Raw genomic sequence first — 17,425 nt, 5'->3', positions numbered from 1 at the left:
GAACTTGAGTGCGGGAATGTCAATGCCGCACCCGTTTTTCCGGGCGCGGCATCGAGGCGGGAGGGGAAGCGGGGGTCAGGCGGATTCCACCGTCAGCGTGATCGTCGTCCCCGCGAGGGCCTGGCTGACCGGGCAGTTCTTCTTGGCGTCCTCGGCGGCGGCGGCGAAGCCGGCCTCGTCCAGGCCGGGGACCTCGCCGCGGACGGTGAGGTGGATGCCGGTGATGCCCTCGCCGGGCTGGAAGGTGACGTCGGCCTTGGTCTCCAGGCGGGTGGGCGGGGTGCCCGCGCCGGTCAGGCCGTGGGAGAGCGCCATGGAGAAGCAGCTGGAGTGGGCGGCGGCGATCAGCTCTTCGGGGCTGGTCCTGCCGTTGGCCTGCTCGGCGCGCGACGCCCACGTCACCGGCTGCACACCGATGCCTGACGAGTCGAAGGTGACCTCGCCGCTGCCCTTGATGAGTTCGCCTTCCCAGACGGTGTGTGCGGTGCGCGTGGTTGCCACGATGATTCCTTTCGACGCGGATGTCGTTCGGGTCCATCCGATCACATTCCGCCTCAGCGCACGCGGAAGACCGGCCCACGTGCGGTGAACGGCAGGCGAGCATCCCGCGGTAGGAGATAGGCGTGTTCGCGCCGCACCCGCAGCACGTCGCACCAGCCGTCCGTGATGATCAGGATCGGCGCGCCCCGCGGGAAGTCGTCCGCGCGGTGCAGCAGGTCGATCCCGGGCTGCAGGACCGTACCGCCGCGCCCGTGCACCCGGACCCGGCCCGCGATGTCGGTGACCGACACATAGCCCGCGTCGTGCGGGGCCGCGTCGCAGAACACGACCCGGGCGGCCGGTACGTCACGGGCCTCGGCGTACGACGCGATCGCGCCCAGTGCCTTGCCGAGGAGGCCGCGGTCCATGGAGCCGGAGGTGTCGAGGACGACACCGAAGGTGCAGCGGGCGATCTCCTCGGGCGGGAACCAGTGGCCCGCGCGCGGGATGTCGGGCGTGGAGGACTGACGGCGCGAGGGGCGAGCGTACGACCGGACGGGCTCGGGGCGTGGCACGAACTCGTCGAACCAGCGGGCGAGTTGGGCGTCCCACGGCAGCGGCGGATGACTCAGGGCGCGGATCTCCTCGACCAACCCGCCGGGCAGGAAGCCGCGTTCGTACTGCTGGTGCAGGTCGAGGCCGTGGGCGAGGCCGCGCCGGTAGAACTCGTCGAGGTCCACGTAGTCGCGCGGGCTGCCGAGCGGGCCGCCGAGGATGTCGCCGACGCCCTTGCCGCGCAGGGTGGCCAGGCGGCGCATCCGGCGCAGGTCGCCGGCGATCCGGTCGTAGACCTCCTCGGCGGAGAGGTCCTTCAACTCCGGGTCGTGCAGCAGCCCTTCGGGCATCCGGCCGACGTCCATCTCGCACAGCCAGCCGTTGATGACGTAGTCGGCGGCGATGTTGAAGAGGAACGGGTCGCGGACACCGCAGCGGTCGCCGTGCCGCAGGGCGGCGTGCAGCATCTCGTGGGCGAGGACGAACCGCCATTCCTCGTCGTCGAGTTGGCGCAGCGGGTTGACGTAGATCTCGGCCGCGCCGGTGTCGACGGCGGCGACGGAGATGCCGTGGGCGCGGGCGAGTTCGGCGTCGGCGACGAGGGTGATGCCGGCCGCGATACCGCCGAGGAGCGGGTAGGAGGAGACGAACCAGCTCAACGCCCGTTCCCAGGGCTGGAGTCGGGTGGGTCCGCCGCGCATCGAGGCGCGCCGGCCGCCCGCCACGTCCATCGCCATGGCCACGGTGCGGGTGAGGGCGTTCGCGAAGTTGAGCTGCCAGTCCGGGGCGCTGCCGCCCTGCCAGGTGTCCCACGGCACGAGCAGCTGGTCCGGATCGCCGCCCGCCGTACCGCAGCGCTCGTAGAGGGGCGGGATGCCGTCGCGGCGCCAGCGCGCGGCGAGTTGCTCCTCGTCGCCGCCCGGGTAGGAGGCGGGCAGGTCCTCGGGGGTGACCCCGATGGGGAAGCCGAGCAGGAAGCGGTTGACGACGGCGCAACGCGCCGCGAGCGCGGGTCCGTCGGGCTGGTCGCGGAGCTTCGGCGCGGCCGGGACATGGCCGAAGCCCAGGTGGATGATGCAGTGCGCGATCGCCCAGGCCCACGCGGCGGGTTCGGCCCGGCGGGTGGGGTGGACGTGCAGCACACCGTTGGAATCGACGCGCACCAGACCGGAGTCGGGCGTGTGGTGGCAGTCGTCCCGGCGGCAGATGCTGAACCCGATGGCGGCGAGCGCGCGGTTGGCCCGCACGAGGCGCAGCCCCTCCTCGAAGGCCTCGGCGGCGAGGTCCTTCTTCTTCGGCTTCCCCTTGCCCCCTTTGCTCCGTTGCGTGCGGCTCACTGCCGGGCCTCGACCAACCGGGGCATGTCCCGGGCGGCCTCGACCAGGAACCAGGCGGGCAGCAGCGGATTGCCGTCGGTGTCCGGGGCGATGACGCTCTGCGCGACCTCCACGGAGATCTCGGCGAGCTGCACGAGCAGCGACTTGGCGCGGTACGCGGTCTGCAGTCCGTTCGCCGACAAGTGCTCCTTGCTGACCGGGAGTTCCTTGACCAGCCGGCCCCGGAACGACTCGGCGAGGTAGTACAGCAGGTCACGGTCCTCGGGGCGGTGCGGCCAGCCGGCGTCGCCCTTGATGATCGCCTCGATGCCGAACCGGCTGCGCACGATCTTGACGTACCCGCAGAACGCGACCGCGTGCGCCGGGGTCAGCGTGCCGTGCGCGATGACCTTCAGGGTGTCCTCGTCGAGGTCGGGCCCGAAGGAGCCCAGCGCGTCGGAGAGCATGTGCCAGGACCGGGGCGTGGAGAAGGCTTCCTCGGTCTTCGGCGGCTTGGACCACAGGTGGTCGGGCCGGTCGGTGAGGTGGTCCAGGATCCACGGGTGAATCCCGTTGGCGGCGGCCCAGTTGAGCCAGTCCTTCGGCGACGCCTCAAGGTGGACATGGGTGAGCCGGTTGATCAGCGCGGACGAGATCGGCCGGGCCAGCGCGTTGTCGGTCGCCCGGTTGCCGGCGCCGATCACGATGGACCCCTTGGGGAGTTCGTAGTTCCCGATACGGCGGTCCAGGATCAGCGAGTAGAACGCCTTCTGCACATCCGGTGTGGCCGCGTTGAGTTCGTCGAGGAACAGGCAGTAGGGCTCGTCCCGCGCGATCGCCTCCGGCGGACAGAACACCGACCGCCCGTCCCGGATCTGCGGCACACCGATCAGGTCCTCGGGCGCGAGCTGCGTACCGAGCAGGCTGACGCACTCAAGGCCCAGCGACTCGGCGAACTCCCTTACCAGGGACGACTTTCCGATGCCGGGCGCACCCCAGATGAACACGGGCCGCACGGTCGCGAGACCGAGGAGAAGCTCGGGGATACGAGCCGGAGTGACAGTGACGGCAGCCTGCAAAGCAGCAGCTCCTGAAGGAGATCCGAGGTGGGGAGACTCGAACAGTGTGTGCTCGCGGCCGGTCCACCGCAGCTCATTTTCAGGCGGCGCGTTCCGACTGCTCGTCCGTCAGCGGCACTTGGGGCCCGTCGCACTCACGCAGCCACCGCCGCAGAACCCGGTGGACCTGCTCCGCGCCGACGAGGTCCTCGCCGTCGTCGACCGGTGCGGAGAAGGTGTGCGGCGACAGCAGGAACGGCTTGGCCTGGGCGCCGCCGAGGCCGCCGTGGGAGCCGATCTGCTCCTCGAAGGCGAGGACTTCACCCTCTGCGGGGTCGTACCAGGAGTTGACCATGATGTCGGCGGTGTGCGGGAAGGAGTGGGTGCGCCGGACGGCGTCCGCGACGCCGGAGCCGAAGTCCGCCAACGGGCCCTGTTTGTCGTCGAGTTCGGCCACCGGAAGTTCGGCGCCGTGCGCCCCCAGCACGACCCCTCCGTGCTCCTCGCTGCGCACGAGGACGAAGCCGACACCGGGATGGTTGGCGAGGGTCGTCAGCAGCGCCGGATGCCGGGCGTCGATCTCCTCCTTGGTCATGCGGTGCGGCACGTCCGGGAAGGAGACCAGGCCGAGGTTGCCGGAGGCCAGCACGATCGGCTCCGAGCGGCGGCCGGGGTGGCGGTGCTGCCCGTCCTTCTCCTCGACCGGCCGGCGCAGCGCCGCACGGACGGCGGCGCGGGCCTCGGCACCGCTGTGGGTGCGCCGGGCGCGGCGCGGCACGGGCAGCCCGCAGCCCGCGCGGACCAGGTCGCCGAGGGTGAGGCCGTAGCGGCCCTGGAAGGTCTCGCCGGGGCTCTGGCCGTGGTCGGAGAGGACGACGATGCGGTACGGGCGCGGGGCGTGCTCGGCGACGTTCTCGATCAACGCGATGGAACGGTCCAGGCGTTGGAGGACCTTGGCGGCGTCGCGGCTGTGCGGTCCGGAGTGGTGGGCGACCTCGTCGTAGGCCACGAGGTCGGCGTAGAGGGCGGTGCGGCCCGCGAGCATGTCGCCCGTGACTGCGGCGACGACGACGTCCCGTTCGACGACGGTCGCGAAGGCGCGGACGAGGGGGTAGAGGCCGCCGCGCTTGATCCGGGGGCGCTGCTTGGTGAGGCGGCTGCGGGTCGACTGGCCGATCTCGCGGCCGACCTCGGCGACGAAGGACATCGCGGTGCGGACGGCGTTGGCCGGGTCGGAGAAGTAGGCGAAGTAGCCCGCGCGGGAACGGTTCTCGCGGCCGCGGCGGCGGATGGCGATGGACAGGACGAGGGCCTGTTCGTCGGCGCCGCCGCTGAACAGGTTGCCGCGGCTGGCGCCGTCGAGCGTGAGGAGACCGCCGTCGCCGGTGAACTCGACGGCCCGGCGCTGGAGTTCGGCCGCGCTGGTCGGGCGGTTGCAGACCATCACCTCGCCGGTGTCCTTCTCGTACCAGCGGAACGCGGGGATGTCGTGGTTGGAGCCGTGCAGGATGCCGAGCTGGCTGGCGCCCGTCTGACTGGACCAGTCGGTGCGCCAGGGGGTGAGGCGGTGGCTGGGGCGGTCGCCGCCGAGGAGCTTCGCGACGGTCGGCATCAGCCCCTTGGCCACGGCCGCGAGCAGCACGTCGTGGCCGACGCCGTCGAGCTGCAGGAAGACGGTGCCGGGCGAGGAGGGGCCGGGGGGCATGGCTCTGCGGCGGCGGTCGGCGAGGCGGTAGAGGCGGCGGCGGTAGGCGTCGTCGTCGCGCACGGCGAGGGCACCGCCGGTGGCGGAGGCGACGGCGGACATCACGGCGGCCACGACGACGGCGGTCTCGGGGGCGACCTGGCCGCGCAGCCCGCCGTCCGGGTTGATGCGCAGGGCGATCAGCAGCAGCGACCCGTTGAGCACGAAGACGAGGAGACCGAGGACGAGCGCGGGCACCAGCAGCAACAGCCGTACCAGCAGCGGCCACACCAGGGCCGACAGCAGACCGAAGGCGCCGGCGCCGAACGCGGCCGTGACACCGATCCGGGTCGCGCTGTCGCCGTCCGCCGACTGGAGCTTGAAATCCGGCAGGATCCCGGCGAGCACCAGCATGGTGACCGTGGAGACCGCCCACACCGCGATGCTCCGCCCGGCCTGACTGGCGAGCCGCCGCCAACGCGCTCCACCCACGCCCCGTACACCTCACGTCCCTGGCCCGACGACCTGGCGGACCTGTCCCCAGCCTGTCATACGGGACGCGGGGACCCCGGAGCCGGCGGAACAGCTACCGGCCGTCGTAGCCCGCCGTCGGCATGGACAGCCGTCGGTGCACGCTGGCCTTCATCTGGGCGTCGTAGCAGGGTTCCGCGCGGCCGACCGTCTCGATCCGCACCCCGCGTCGCGCGCACTCGTCGGTGAACTCCTCGACGGAGGACAGCGCGCTCTCCAGGACCCGGCGACTGGGGGCCACGAACAGATCGAGGCCGGGGCGGACGCCGTCCCACAGGGCACAGTGGTCGGGGCGCAGTCCTCGTACGAGGAGTTCGCGGGCGATCACATAGCCGTGGTCGGCGGCCCAGCGGGCGCACATCGCGTGCTGGCTGCGGGAGTCGACCAGGAAGGGGTCGTCGTCCAGCTCCTCCAGCGGCGTCAGGCTGGCGATCGCCGTGACCCGCAGCCGCGAAGGCATACCCAAGGCACCGCGTACCTGTCCCATGGTGTCCCCCTCACCTCCGGGTTTCGCCGCCGACCCTACTCCTGCCCGTAGGCTTCGGGGGAGTCGCGCGAAGGAGGCAAAGAAGGTGCCGGTGGAGATCACCTGGTGGGGTCACGCCACCTGCACGATCGAGGACTCGGACGTACGCGTCCTCACCGACCCCCTGTTCGCGCGCCGCCTCGCACACCTACGGCGCCGCCGGGGCGCGGTGCCGCCGCCCGAGGCCCGGCGCGCGGACCTGGCGCTCGTCTCCCACCTCCACGCCGACCACCTGCACCTCCCCTCGCTCGCCACTCTCGCCCCGGGCACGCGCCTGCTCGTGCCCCGGGGCGCACTCCGCGCGGTACCCGGACTGCGCCGGCTCCGGCAGCTGCGGATCGACGAAGTGTCCCCCGGCGACCAGACCATGATCGGTGACCTGGTCGTACGGGCCGTCCCCGCACGGCACGACGGACGCCGGCTGCCGGTCGGACCGCACCGCTCCCCCGCGCTGGGCTACGTCGTCGAGGGCGAGGCGCGCACCTACTTCGCCGGGGACACCGGACTGTTCGACGACATGGCCAAGGAGGTCGGGCCGGTCGACGTGGCGCTGCTGCCGGTGGGCGGCTGGGGCCCGTATCTCGGCGAGGGACATCTCGACGCGGGCCGCGCGGCCCAGGCCCTCGCCCGGCTCTCGCCGCGCAGCGCGGTGCCGGTGCACTACGGCACGTACTGGCCGATCGGGATGGACGCGGTGCGCCCGCACGAATTCCACACGCCCGGCGACGAGTTCGTACGGATCGCCGCCCAACTCGCGCCCTCGGTCTCGGTGCACCGGCTCGCGCACGGGGAGAACGTGCGGCCGGAGGTCGCCCGGTGAGCTGGATCGCGGCCGCTACAGCCACGACATCGCCCGAATCCGCTCAACAGGCCATCGGTTACCCGTCGTTGTTCCTGCTGGTGCTGTTCGGGGCGCTGGTACCGGTGATTCCGACCGGCGCGCTGGTGAGTTCGGCGGCTGTGGTCGCCTTTCACCAGACGGCGCCGTTCGCGTTGGCGCTGGTCTTTGTTACCGCCTCGCTGGCCGCGTTCCTCGGGGATGTCGCGCTGTACTGGCTGGGGCGGCGGGGGATGAGGTCGAAGAACGGGTCGCGGTGGTTGGAGGCGATCCGTGCGCGGGCGCCGGAGGAGCGGCTCGCTCAGGCGCAGGAGAAGTTGGCCGATCATGGGGTGACGGTCTTGGTGCTGTCTCGGCTGGTGCCGGCCGGCCGGATTCCGGTGATGTTGGCCTGTCTGATGGCGGAGTGGCCGATCCGCCGGTTCGCCCGGGGGAATGCGCCCGCGTGTCTGGCGTGGGCGGTGACGTACCAGCTGATCGGCATCCTTGGTGGCTCGCTGTTTCCCGAGCCTTGGGAGGGTGTGGTGGCGGCCGTTGCGTTGACTGTGGTGATCAGTGTGGCGCCGACTGTTTGGAAGCGGGTTCGGGCTGCCAGTTGATGTTGCGTTGCGGGGTGCGGGTCGTATGTGGCTGGTCGCGCCCCGCGGCGGAGCCGCAAATCGACACAGCCCCGCGCCCCTAAAAAGGGCATCTAGTTCAGCACTCTTGAAGCTCCCACCGGTAGGTCCCACAGGTCCTGCCTCGCCAGGCCCGCTTGGTCCCAGGCCGCCCGCACCCGCGTCAGCGGCTCCAGGACTGGTTCCGCCGACAGGACGAACGTGCCCCAGTGCATCGGAGCCATTCGTCGCGCCCCCAGATCCTGCAGCGCCCGAACCGCCTCCTCCGGGTCGCAGTGGACGTCGCGCAGCCACCAGCGGGGGTCGTACGCGCCGATGGGGAGGAGGGCCAGGTCGATTCCCGGGTAGCGGTGGCCGATTCGGGAGAACCAGTGGCCGTAGCCCGTGTCGCCGGCGAAGTAGACGCGCCGGCCGTCGGGGGCTGTCAGGACCCAACCGCCCCACAGGGAGCGGCAGGTGTCGGTGAGGCTGCGCTTGGACCAGTGGTGGGCGGGGACGAAGTCGAGGCGGACGTCGTCGAGTTGGGCCGCTTCCCACCAGTCGAGCTCGGTGACGTGGGTGAATCTGCGGCGCCGGAACCAGCTGCCGAGGCCGGCGGGGGCGAACACCGGGGTGTGGCGCGGGAGTCGGCGCAAGGTGGGGGCGTCGAGGTGGTCGTAGTGGTTGTGGCTGATGACTACGGCGTCGATGGGCGGGAGTGCTTCCCAGGCGACGCCTACGGGGGTGATGCGGGCCGGGGTGCCGAGGATGCGGCGGGACCAGACCGGGTCGGTGAGGATGGTCAGGCCGCCGATGCGGATCACCCAACTGGCGTGTCCCGCCCAGGTGACGGCGACGGTCAAGGCGTCCACCTGGGGCAACGGCTCGGGGGCGAACGGGAGTTGGGGGATGTCGGCGAGTCCCTCGGGCCGGGGTCGTACGGAACCCTCGCGGGCGAAGCGGGCGTAGGCGTTGAGGCCGGGGAGCGGGGCGGTGAGGCGGTCGTGGAAAGCGCGGGGCCACACGCGCCGCTCGCCGAGGGGGCGGGGTTCGGCGAGCGGCGGGGACGAGGGGGTGAACGGGGTCGTCGGGACGGCCGTTTCCCGCATGGCCGTACCGCTGTCGGTGGTCGACTCGGACTGCTGCGTCATCGAGGAGGCTCCCATCGCTGAGCGTCGTCGCGGAGATCGTCGAAGATCGACCTCAAGGACATCAACGCGCGTTGCACGTGTGGCAGTTCCAACGGCAAGGGTGACGTGAGGCATTCCGCGCGTTCCGCATCGGTTCGGCCCAGCAGCGGTCCGGTGGACAGCCGGACGCGCAGCGCGCCCAGGTCGTCGCCGAACCGGTGGCCGCCCGGCGCGGGCATGCCGAGCCGGGCGGTGAGGAACTCCTCCAGATCCTGCGCGTCGCCCACCCCCTGCGGGGTGAGCGCGTGGCGCAACGGCCCGAGATCGACGTACAGATGACGTCCCGCCTGCGGCGGCCGGGAGAACGCGCCCGCCCCGGTGACGGCGGCGTGCGCAGCGGCGGCCACGCGCGCGTGCAGGCGTACGGCGGTGTCGCGGCGGGCGAGGACGGGCGGGGGTTCGCCGAGGGCGTGGCCGGCCGCGGCGGCGACCGGTGCGGCGACGCGGGCGCCGAGTGCGGTGAGGACGTCGAGCACGCGCGCGCGTAGCGCCTGCCCGGCGCGGCCCGCGGGGAAGCGGGCGACAGCGGCCGGCCAGCCGGACGGCAGCAGCGCGCCGGCCAGGTCGGTGACGACGGTGACCTTGTCGGGCAGCATCTCGGCGGGGCTGAGCAGCATGGTGGTGCGGGGTGCGTGCAGGGTGTCGCGCCAGGTCTCGTCGCTGACCAGGTGCAGGCCCTCGGCCGCGGCGGCCTCGACGGTCTCGTGCATGACCTCGGGCGGCGCCACGGTGGCGGTCGGGTCGTCGGCCACCGAGAGGACGAGTAGCCGCGGATCACCGCCCTCGTCCCGGACCCGGCGCACGGTCTCCAGCAGGGCGTACGGATCGGGCACCCCGCCGCACTCGGCCGGGGTGCCCACATGGAACACGGATCTGCCCAGCAGGCGCGCGTACGGCGCCCACCAGGCGGCGCAGGGTCTGGGCACCAGGACGTCACCGCCGAGTGCGGCGGTCAGCGCGACCAGCAGCGCGGGGGCACCCGGGGCGGCGGCCACGCGGGCGGGTTCGGCGGGCAGACCCCGGCGTTCGAAGTAGCCGCAAGCGGCGTCCAGCAGTACGGGAGCTCCGCCCACCGGCTGTTCCTCGGTACGGGACGCGGCGACGGCGAGCACGGCGGCCAGATCCGGCAGCACAGGAAGCCCGTCATCGGGAAACACCGGCCCATACCGGACGGGCCCCTGGCCCACCGCGTCCGCCTGCCGCATCGTGCCTCCGCGCAGTCCCTCGTGCAGTGCCGTGCCGTGTCCCGCTCGCGCGCTCAGTGCCCCGGCGTCCGCCTGCGCAGCCGGTACACGGCGCCACCGAAGGCGCCCGCGATCAGTACACCACCGGCGACCAGAGCCGGAACGGAGTCGGTGAAGGTCCCGCCTTCCCCGGCCTGCACCCCACGCTGAACCGCGGCGGGCACATCGCCACGCACATCACCACAGGCATCCCCCCGGGGCTCCTGACAAGGCGGCTGCCCGCCGCCGCGCTCGATGCTGAAGGTCGCGCTCCAGGGCCTCCCCTGTCCGCCGGGCGGCGCGGGACAGGTCCCGTCGACGGTCCACGCGGAGTCCCGCTCGACCCCGTCCGCGGAGATCCGCGCGGTCCCACGGTAGGCGGCTCCGGCAGCCCGGTCGTCGTTGCCGGGCACACGTTGCAGCTGGACGGTCCCGTCGTCGAACCCCTGGGACGTGGCGTCGATGGTCTCGGCCACGGTCCCCCCAACGGCCTCGCAGGTGACGGAAACGGTGACACTCCCGCCCGCCCGCACACTGCTCGGACTGACCTCGGCCCCCGGATCAGCGGCCAGAGCGGGCCCGGCGGCACCGACAAGGCCGACAACGGCCAGAGCAAGGGCGATGCGACGCATGAGCGGGTCTCCTTAGACCGAGGACGACGGCAACACCATCGAAGCCCGGCCGGAAGAGAGCCGCGCGCGGCCAGGCCCCATTGGGGTGAAACCCAGGCCGGCTGCAGCTTTTAGGGGCGCGGGGCTGTGTCGATTTGCGGCTCCGCCGCGTGGGCGCGACCAGCCACGACGAGCTCGCACCCGACGTCTAAGCCGCATCCTCGAGAACCTGCTGCCGGATCCGAAGACAACACCGCCTGATCAACCGGGACACATGCATCTGCGAAATCCCGAACCGCTCAGCAATTCGGCTCTGCGTCATGTCCCCGAAGAACCGCAGATACAGAATCTCCCGATCCCTCTGAGGCAACGCGGCAAGCCGAGGCTTCACGGCCTCCCGGTCAACGACGACATCCAACGCCGGATCAGCAGTCCCGAGAACATCGCTCAGCGAATACCCGTCCGAACCGCCGGGGGCAACCGCGTCCAGCGACAACGCACTGAAACTCTCCAACGCCTCAAGCCCCACCCACACCTCCTCCTCGGAGAGACACGCGTGCGCGGCGATCTCCGCCACGGTGGGCCCCCGCCCCGGCACGGTCTGGGCAAGCTCCTGCCCGGCAACCCGCACCCGGTTCCGCAGATCCTGCACCCGCCGAGGCACATGCAACGTCCACATGTGGTCCCGGAAGTGCCGTTTGATCTCCCCGGTGATCGTCGGCACGGCATAGCTCTCGAACGCGTTCCCGCGCTCGGGGTCGTACCGGTCGACGGCCTTCACCAGCCCGAGGGCGGCGACCTGGCGTAAGTCCTCGGTGCTCTCACCCCGGTTGCGGAACCGGCCCGCGAGCCGGTCGGCCATGGGCAGCCACGCCTCGACGATGCGTTCGCGGACGGTGTCGCGCTGCGGACCGGGAGGCAGCGCGGCCAGCGTGCGGAACGCCTCCGCGGTGTCGGGGGCGTCATGATGGGAATGGCGTTTCGTGCGCGTGCTCGTGCGAGCAGGCCGATTGGTCCGAGTAGGCATGGTGCGTCACAACTCCCTTGAGCATGCTCCGGGTTGGACGGTCACCGTCGGTGGGAACGCGTTTGCGATCCAGCGCTGAAAGTTCGCCTGCCCCCGACCTCAAGGCACAAACACACACCATCTCAAGGCACAGACACCCACCGCTCAGTCCCGCTCGCGCGCCCCCTGCCGGGTACGGCCAGGGGCCACGAGGCGACGCGGATGGCGGCGCAGATACTCGCCCTCCAGTCCGGCCATACGGGCGTTGTGGGCGCGCAGCGCGTCGTTCGAGCCGTACAGCAGGGTGTCGTGGCGCGTGCGGTGGATGGTCTCCAGCTCCTTCATGAGCTGAGCATCGTCCAGGCGCGCAGGGTCGACTCCGGTCATGGTGTGCCCCGCTCGTCGAGTCTCACGGTCCTGAGTCCACTCTACGAACATTCGGGCCCCGCGGCCTCCGCACTGAGCGGAACTATCGCGCCCGCTCCACCCGCCGCTCGTCCCACACGGGCTCTGTCGTCTCCCGGACCTTGCCGTCGCTGCCGAAGACCAGATACCGGTCGAAGGACCGGGCGAACCACCGGTCGTGCGTGACGGAGAGCACCGTGCCATCGAATGCCTCCAGACCTTCCTGCAGCGCCTCGGCGGATTCCAGGTCGAGGTTGTCGGTCGGCTCGTCGAGGAGGAGAGCCGTCACGCCCTGGAGTTCCAGCAGCAGGATCTGGAAACGCGCCTGCTGCCCCCCGGACAGCCGGTCGAAGCTCTGCTCGGCCTGGCCGGTCAGCTCGTAGCGCCGCAGCCGGGACATCGCGGGCCCCTGGGCCTGTGCGTGCTCCTTCCACAGGATGTCGAGGAGGGTACGGCCCTGGAGTTCGGGATGGGCGTGGGTCTGCGCGAAGTGGCCGGGCACGACGCGCGCGCCGAGCTTCCACTCCCCCGTGTGCTTCACCTCCTCGCCGGCGAGGAGCCGCAGGAAGTGCGACTTGCCCGAGCCGTTGGAACCGAGGACGGCGACGCGTTCGCCGTAGAAGACCTCCAGGTCGAAGGGGTTCATCAACCCCGTCAGCTCAAGTCCCTTGCAGGTGACGGCCCTTACGCCGGTGCGGCCGCCCTTGATGCGCATGGTGATGTCCTGCTCGCGCGGGGGCTCAGGGGGCGGTCCCGCCTCCTCGAACTTGCGCAGGCGGGTCTGGGCTGCGGCGTAGCGGGACGCCAACTCGTGGCTGATGGAGGCCGCCTGACGGAGGTTCAGGACGAGCTTCTTCAGCTGGGCGTGCTTCTCGTCCCAGCGGCGGCGCAACTCCTCGAAGCGGGCGAAGCGTTCGCGTCGGGCCTCGTGGTAGGTGGCGAAGCCGGCGCCGTGCACCCAGGCGTCGGCGCCGGTGGGCGAGGGCTCCACGGAGACGATCTTCTCGGCGGCGCGGGCGAGGAGTTCACGGTCGTGGGAGACGAACAGGACCGTCTTGCGGGTCTCCTTGAGCCGCTCCTCAAGCCACCGCTTTCCGGGCACGTCAAGGTAGTTGTCGGGCTCGTCGAGCAGCAGCACTTCTTCGCTGCCGCGCAGCAGCGCCTCCAGCACGAGCCGCTTCTGCTCACCGCCGGAGAGCGTGCTCACCTGCCGGAACTGCGCCTTGTCGTACGGCACTCCGAGCGCGGCCATCGTGCACATGTCCCAGAGGGTCTCGAACTCGTAGCCGTGCACCTCGGCCCAGTCGGACAGGGCCTGCGCGTAGGCGAGTTGGGCCGCCTCGTCGTCGACGGTCATGATGCCGTGCTCGGCCTTGTCGACCTCGGCGGCGACCTCGCGGATGCGGGGCGGGGCGACCGACACCAGCAGATCCCGTACGGTCGTCTCGTCGCGTACGGAGCCCACGAACTGGCGCATCACGCCCAGGCCGCCGCTCACGGTGACCGTGCCGCCGTGCGGTTTCAGCTCGCCGGAGATCAGCCGCAGGAGGGTCGTCTTGCCGGCGCCGTTGGGCCCGACCAGGGCGACCACGGCGCCTTCGCCGACCCGGAAGGACACATCGCCGAGCAGCGGCCTCCCGTCGGGGAGGTAGTACTCGAGGTGTGCGGCTTCCAGATGTCCCATGACCACGCATTCTGTGGGGCGGCCTCGCGGCCGGGCAAACCCTTATTGTGCCCGTCAGGGCCTCGCCAGACCTGGCCCGGAGCTTCGCCAGGACCTGGCCTAGGGCTTCTGGTCCTCGTCGAGCGGCTGTCCCGTCGGGCCGCCGTCCGTGTCCGGTCCCGGTGTCTCGACCAGGGCGCCCTCCCAGGACAGGGCCTTCCAGCCGTCGGCCGGGGAGCCGTCCAGGATGACGATGCCGGTGTTGTCGAGGGGGCGGGCGGCGGCGAAGGCCACGTCGATGTTGTCGGCGCGGGCGGACGTCCACATCCGGATCGCGGCGCCGTGGCTGATCATCGCGACGGTGCGGGCGCCGCTGTCGGCGGCCTCCGCGATCACGCCGTCATAGCGGGCGAGGGCCTCGGTGCCGCTCTCACCGCCCGGCATCCGCAGCTCCGTGTCACCGGCGGCCCACGCGAACACGATCCGCATGTACTCGTGCCCGGGCTCGGTGTCGCCGGGCAGCATCTCCAGGTCACCGGCGGTGAGCTCCCGGATGCCGTCGCGGACGCGTACGTCGAGGCCGCGGGCGGCGGCCAGCGGGGCCGCGGTGTGCTGGGTGCGGATCAGGGTGGAGGCGTAGAGGGCCTCGATGTCCTCGTCGGCGAGCGCTTCGGGGAGGGCGGCGGCCTGGCGGCGACCCAGGTCGGTCAGCTCCGCGCCGGGTATGGCCGTGTCGAGGCGAAAGTCCACGTTGGCCGTGGTCTGGCCGTGGCGGATGAGGATCAGGCGCATGCGGGGGTCCTCCGATGGAACGGTCCGCCGACGGTCGGAACGAAGCGGTCCGCCGACGGTGGACGGCGGTGGAAACGTTCCGCCGACGGTCCGCCGGGCAGCAAACGGCCATTTCAGGGTACCCGGCACCGCATGAGCCCTGACGTCGACCTCACGGTCCCCCTCCCCGGCCGCCACGCCCTGCGCCAGTGGCTGATCTCCGTGGACAGCCGTCTCTTCGAGGTGGCCGCCGAGCGGAACTGGCCCGCCGGTGAGCCCGTGCTGCCGCGGCTGAGCCGGAGTGCCAATCACGGCGTGCTGTGGTTCGCCACGGCCGCCGCGGTGGCCGCCAGCCGTACTCCGCGCGCCCGCCGGGCCGCCGCCCGGGGCATCGCCTCCCTGTCCCTGGCCTCCCTCGCGATCAACACGATCGGCAAGCGGACCGTGCGCCGCCCCCGGCCCGTCCTGGACCCGGTTCCGCTGGGCCGGCAGCTGAAGCGGCAGCCGATCACCACCTCGTTCCCGTCCGGTCACGCGGCGTCGGCGGCGGCCTTCGCGACGGGTGTGGCCCTGGAGTCCCCGGCCTGGGGCGCGGTCGTGGCGCCGATCGCGTTCTCGGTCGCCATGTCCCGCGTCTACACCGGTGTCCACTTCCCGAGCGACGTGCTGGCGGGCGCCGCCCTGGGGGCGTGCGCGGCGTTCGCGGTGCGCGGCATGGTGCCGACCCGCGGGCAGTTCGTGCCGCCGGCCCGTGTGCGCGCCGAGGTGCCGGCGCTGCCGGACGGGGAGGGCCTGGTCATGGTGGTCAACTCGGTCTCGGGCAGCGCGGACCGGGCGGACGCGCTGACGGACTTCCTGCCCGGCGCGGAGGTCGTCGCCTGCCAACCAGCCGACATACACGCCGAGTTGGAGAAGGCGGCGATCCGCGCCCGGGTCCTCGGGGTGTGCGGCGGCGACGGCACGGCCAACGCGGCGGCCGCGGTCGCCCTGCGCCACGGCCTGCCCCTCGCGGTCCTCCCGGGCGGCACCCTCAACCACTTCGCCTACGACCTCGGCGTGGAGGGCCCTCGCGACCTGAGCAAGGCGATCAGGCAGGGTGACGCCGTACGCGTGGACGTGGGCCGGTTCAGGTCCGGCGCCACCCGGGGCATCTTCCTCAACACCCTGAGCCTGGGCGTCTATCCGGAGCTGGTGCGGGAGCGGGAGCGCTGGGCGCCCCGGATCGGCGGCCGGCCCGCGGGCGTGCTCGCGGCGCTGTGGGTGCTGCGCGCGGACCGGCATCCGCTGGAGGCCGAACTGGGCGGCCGTACCCGCCCGTTGTGGATGCTGTTCGCCGGCAACGGCACCTATCACCGCAAGGGGGTCGCCTCCGGCCGCCGCGTCGACCTGGCGGACGGGCGTCTCGACATCCGGATCGTGCACGGCGGCCGCAGGCCCGCCCTGCGCCTGCTCGCGGCAGCGCTCGCGGGCCCGTTCCCCCTCCCCCACTCTCGGCTTCGCTCGAGCGGGAGGTACCCCCACCCCGCCCACGCGGCGGCCCAGGTGCACCGCCTGCGCCTGAGCGGCCTGGCCCCCGGCACGCTGCTTGCGTACGACGGCGAAGTCACGGACGTCAAGGGCGAGTTGATGCTGGAGGAGATGCCCGAGGCACTGACGGTGTACCGGCCGCTGATGGAGCCCCTGATCACCCGTCAGTCCATATCGTAAAACGCGGGTCTCATTATTCGGCATGCGCGCGTACCTTCGTGGATACGACGAAGAAGCCGCCGCGAAGGGGTAGGTAGAGCCATGCCGAAGCCGCAGGAGACCGCCGTCTACACACACGGGCACCACGAGTCCGTGCTCCGTTCGCACACCCAGCGGACCGCCGCCAACTCCGCGGCCTACCTGCTCGGTTCGCTCAAGCCGCACATGAGGATCCTGGACATCGGCTGCGGTCCGGGCACCATCACCGCCGACCTGGCGGCGCTGGTCCCCGACGGCCATGTCACCGGCGTCGACCATGCGCCGGGCATCCTGGACCAGGCCCGGGCCACCGCGGCCCAACGCGGCCTGACCAACGTCGACTTCGCGGTCGCCGACGTCCACGCGCTGGACTATCCGGACGACACGTTCTGCGTGGTCCACGCCCATCAGGTGCTCCAGCACGTGGGCGACCCGGTGCAGGCGCTGCGGGAGATGATCCGGGTGACCAAGCCCGGCGGGTTCATCGCCGCCCGCGACGGGGACTACGCGGTGATGACCTGGTACCCGCTGGTACCGGGCCTGGACGACTGGCTGGACCTGTACCGCCGGGTGGCCCGCGCCAACGGCGGCGAGCCGGATGCCGGACGCCGTCTCAAATCATGGGCACTGCGGGCGGGCCTGACGGACGTCACGGCCACATCCAGCACCTGGACGTTCCACACTCCGGACGAGCGGGCCTGGTGGAGCGGCCTGTGGGCGGACCGTACCGTCGCGTCCTCGTACGCCGGGGTCGCCACCGAGGGCGGCCATGCGACCACCGAGGAGCTGGCCGCCGTAGCGGAGGCGTGGCGGGAGTGGGGGAAGCAGGAGGACGGCTGGTTCGCCGTGCTGCACGGGGAGATCCTCGGCCGCAAGGACGTCTGATCCGCCTGATCGGGGGCACTCGGCGGTCAGGAGGTTACACACTATGGTTCCGATCCTGATCGTCCTTCTGCTGGCGCTGATCCTGTTCGGTGCCGGCTTCGCAGTGAAGATCCTCTGGTGGGTGGCGCTGATCGTGCTCGCCGTGTGGCTGCTCGGCTTCCTGGTGCGCGGCACCTCGGCGGGCGGCGGCAGGGGACGCTGGTACCGCTGGTAGCGGGCCCGTCCCCAGAACTACACAGAGATCGGGGCCCGGGGCCGCCGGGCGGGGGGGGGGGGCCGGGGCCCGGGGGGGTGGGGGGTGTGGGGCGGAGAGGCGGCGGCCCCACCCCGCCCCCCCCGCCCCCGGGGCTCGCCGCGGCGGG

Annotated in this window: 17 protein-coding genes; 5 read left to right on the top strand and 12 right to left on the bottom strand. The window is 72.0% G+C overall.

The annotated features are described in order from the left end of the window. Positions 1–75 precede the first annotated feature (75 nt). The 5 genes from ACGFY9_RS24750 to ACGFY9_RS24730 form a co-directional block, all read right to left on the bottom strand. A complete protein-coding gene (locus ACGFY9_RS24750) occupies positions 76–501 on the bottom strand; it encodes an OsmC family peroxiredoxin (RefSeq protein WP_033279332.1) in 426 nt (141 codons plus the stop codon). 53 nt (positions 502–554) lie between these two features. Continuing rightward, positions 555–2,372: a hypothetical protein gene (locus ACGFY9_RS24745; RefSeq protein ID WP_393757471.1), complete on the bottom strand. Its 1,818-nt coding sequence runs from the start codon at positions 2,370–2,372 to the stop codon at positions 555–557. Further along, entirely contained in the window at positions 2,369–3,430 is a 1,062-nt protein-coding gene (locus ACGFY9_RS24740; RefSeq protein ID WP_393757469.1) for an ATP-binding protein, read from the bottom strand. The genes ACGFY9_RS24745 and ACGFY9_RS24740 overlap by 4 nt, the downstream gene beginning before the upstream one ends. 79 nt (positions 3,431–3,509) lie before the next feature. Beyond that, a complete protein-coding gene (locus ACGFY9_RS24735; protein WP_393757467.1) occupies positions 3,510–5,585 on the bottom strand; it encodes an alkaline phosphatase family protein in 2,076 nt (691 codons plus the stop codon). Between the two features lie 94 nt (positions 5,586–5,679). Continuing rightward, a complete protein-coding gene (locus ACGFY9_RS24730; RefSeq protein WP_393757465.1) occupies positions 5,680–6,111 on the bottom strand; it encodes a hypothetical protein in 432 nt (143 codons plus the stop codon). An 85-nt stretch (positions 6,112–6,196) separates the two neighbouring features. On the opposite strand from ACGFY9_RS24730, the gene ACGFY9_RS24725 reads away from it, so the two are divergent. Next, positions 6,197–6,970, top strand: coding sequence for an MBL fold metallo-hydrolase (locus ACGFY9_RS24725; protein ID WP_393757463.1), 774 nt, complete (start codon positions 6,197–6,199; stop codon positions 6,968–6,970). Continuing rightward, a complete protein-coding gene (locus ACGFY9_RS24720; RefSeq protein ID WP_393757461.1) occupies positions 6,967–7,587 on the top strand; it encodes a DedA family protein in 621 nt (206 codons plus the stop codon). The genes ACGFY9_RS24725 and ACGFY9_RS24720 overlap by 4 nt, the downstream gene beginning before the upstream one ends. 92 nt (positions 7,588–7,679) lie before the next feature. On the opposite strand, the gene ACGFY9_RS24715 is transcribed toward ACGFY9_RS24720, so the two are convergent. The 7 genes from ACGFY9_RS24715 to ACGFY9_RS24685 form a co-directional block, all read right to left on the bottom strand. Continuing rightward, the gene (locus ACGFY9_RS24715; protein WP_393757459.1) at positions 7,680–8,735 is read right to left on the bottom strand and encodes an MBL fold metallo-hydrolase; all 1,056 of its coding nucleotides are present in this window, start codon (positions 8,733–8,735) and stop codon (positions 7,680–7,682) included. Continuing rightward, the gene (locus ACGFY9_RS24710) at positions 8,732–9,979 is read right to left on the bottom strand and encodes an aminotransferase class I/II-fold pyridoxal phosphate-dependent enzyme (RefSeq protein ID WP_393757457.1); all 1,248 of its coding nucleotides are present in this window, start codon (positions 9,977–9,979) and stop codon (positions 8,732–8,734) included. Before ACGFY9_RS24710 ends, ACGFY9_RS24715 begins: the two co-directional genes overlap by 4 nt. Positions 9,980–10,032: 53 nt before the next feature. Continuing rightward, positions 10,033–10,629, bottom strand: a complete 597-nt coding sequence (locus tag ACGFY9_RS24705) for a hypothetical protein (RefSeq protein WP_393757455.1) — start codon at positions 10,627–10,629, stop codon at positions 10,033–10,035. 187 nt (positions 10,630–10,816) lie between these two features. After that, positions 10,817–11,635, bottom strand: a complete 819-nt coding sequence (locus ACGFY9_RS24700; protein WP_393757453.1) for an RNA polymerase sigma factor SigF — start codon at positions 11,633–11,635, stop codon at positions 10,817–10,819. Positions 11,636–11,779: 144 nt separating this feature from the next. Then, entirely contained in the window at positions 11,780–12,052 is a 273-nt protein-coding gene (locus ACGFY9_RS24695) for a DUF6158 family protein (protein WP_393757451.1), read from the bottom strand. Between the two features lie 31 nt (positions 12,053–12,083). Further along, positions 12,084–13,703, bottom strand: coding sequence for an ABC-F family ATP-binding cassette domain-containing protein (locus ACGFY9_RS24690; protein WP_393757449.1), 1,620 nt, complete (start codon positions 13,701–13,703; stop codon positions 12,084–12,086). A gap of 99 nt (positions 13,704–13,802) precedes the next feature. Beyond that, a complete protein-coding gene (locus ACGFY9_RS24685) occupies positions 13,803–14,474 on the bottom strand; it encodes a histidine phosphatase family protein (RefSeq protein ID WP_393757447.1) in 672 nt (223 codons plus the stop codon). Between the two features lie 132 nt (positions 14,475–14,606). Here ACGFY9_RS24685 and ACGFY9_RS24680 point away from each other — a divergent pair, with 132 nt between their 5' ends. The 3 genes from ACGFY9_RS24680 (at position 14,607) to ACGFY9_RS24670 (ending at position 17,277) form a co-directional block, all read left to right on the top strand. Continuing rightward, positions 14,607–16,160 carry a bifunctional phosphatase PAP2/diacylglycerol kinase family protein gene (locus ACGFY9_RS24680; RefSeq protein WP_393757445.1) on the top strand — a complete coding sequence of 518 codons (1,554 nt, stop codon included), beginning with the start codon at positions 14,607–14,609 and terminating at the stop codon, positions 16,158–16,160. Between the two features lie 81 nt (positions 16,161–16,241). Continuing rightward, positions 16,242–17,063 carry a class I SAM-dependent methyltransferase gene (locus tag ACGFY9_RS24675; RefSeq protein ID WP_393757443.1) on the top strand — a complete coding sequence of 274 codons (822 nt, stop codon included), beginning with the start codon at positions 16,242–16,244 and terminating at the stop codon, positions 17,061–17,063. A gap of 43 nt (positions 17,064–17,106) precedes the next feature. Continuing rightward, the gene (locus tag ACGFY9_RS24670; RefSeq protein ID WP_352177549.1) at positions 17,107–17,277 is read left to right on the top strand and encodes a hydrophobic protein; all 171 of its coding nucleotides are present in this window, start codon (positions 17,107–17,109) and stop codon (positions 17,275–17,277) included. Positions 17,278–17,425 lie beyond the last annotated feature (148 nt).

Source organism: Streptomyces sp. NPDC048504, from assembly GCF_043200035.1.
In the GTDB taxonomy this organism is placed as follows: domain Bacteria; phylum Actinomycetota; class Actinomycetes; order Streptomycetales; family Streptomycetaceae; genus Streptomyces.
This window is presented reverse-complemented; position numbering and strand designations above follow the sequence as displayed.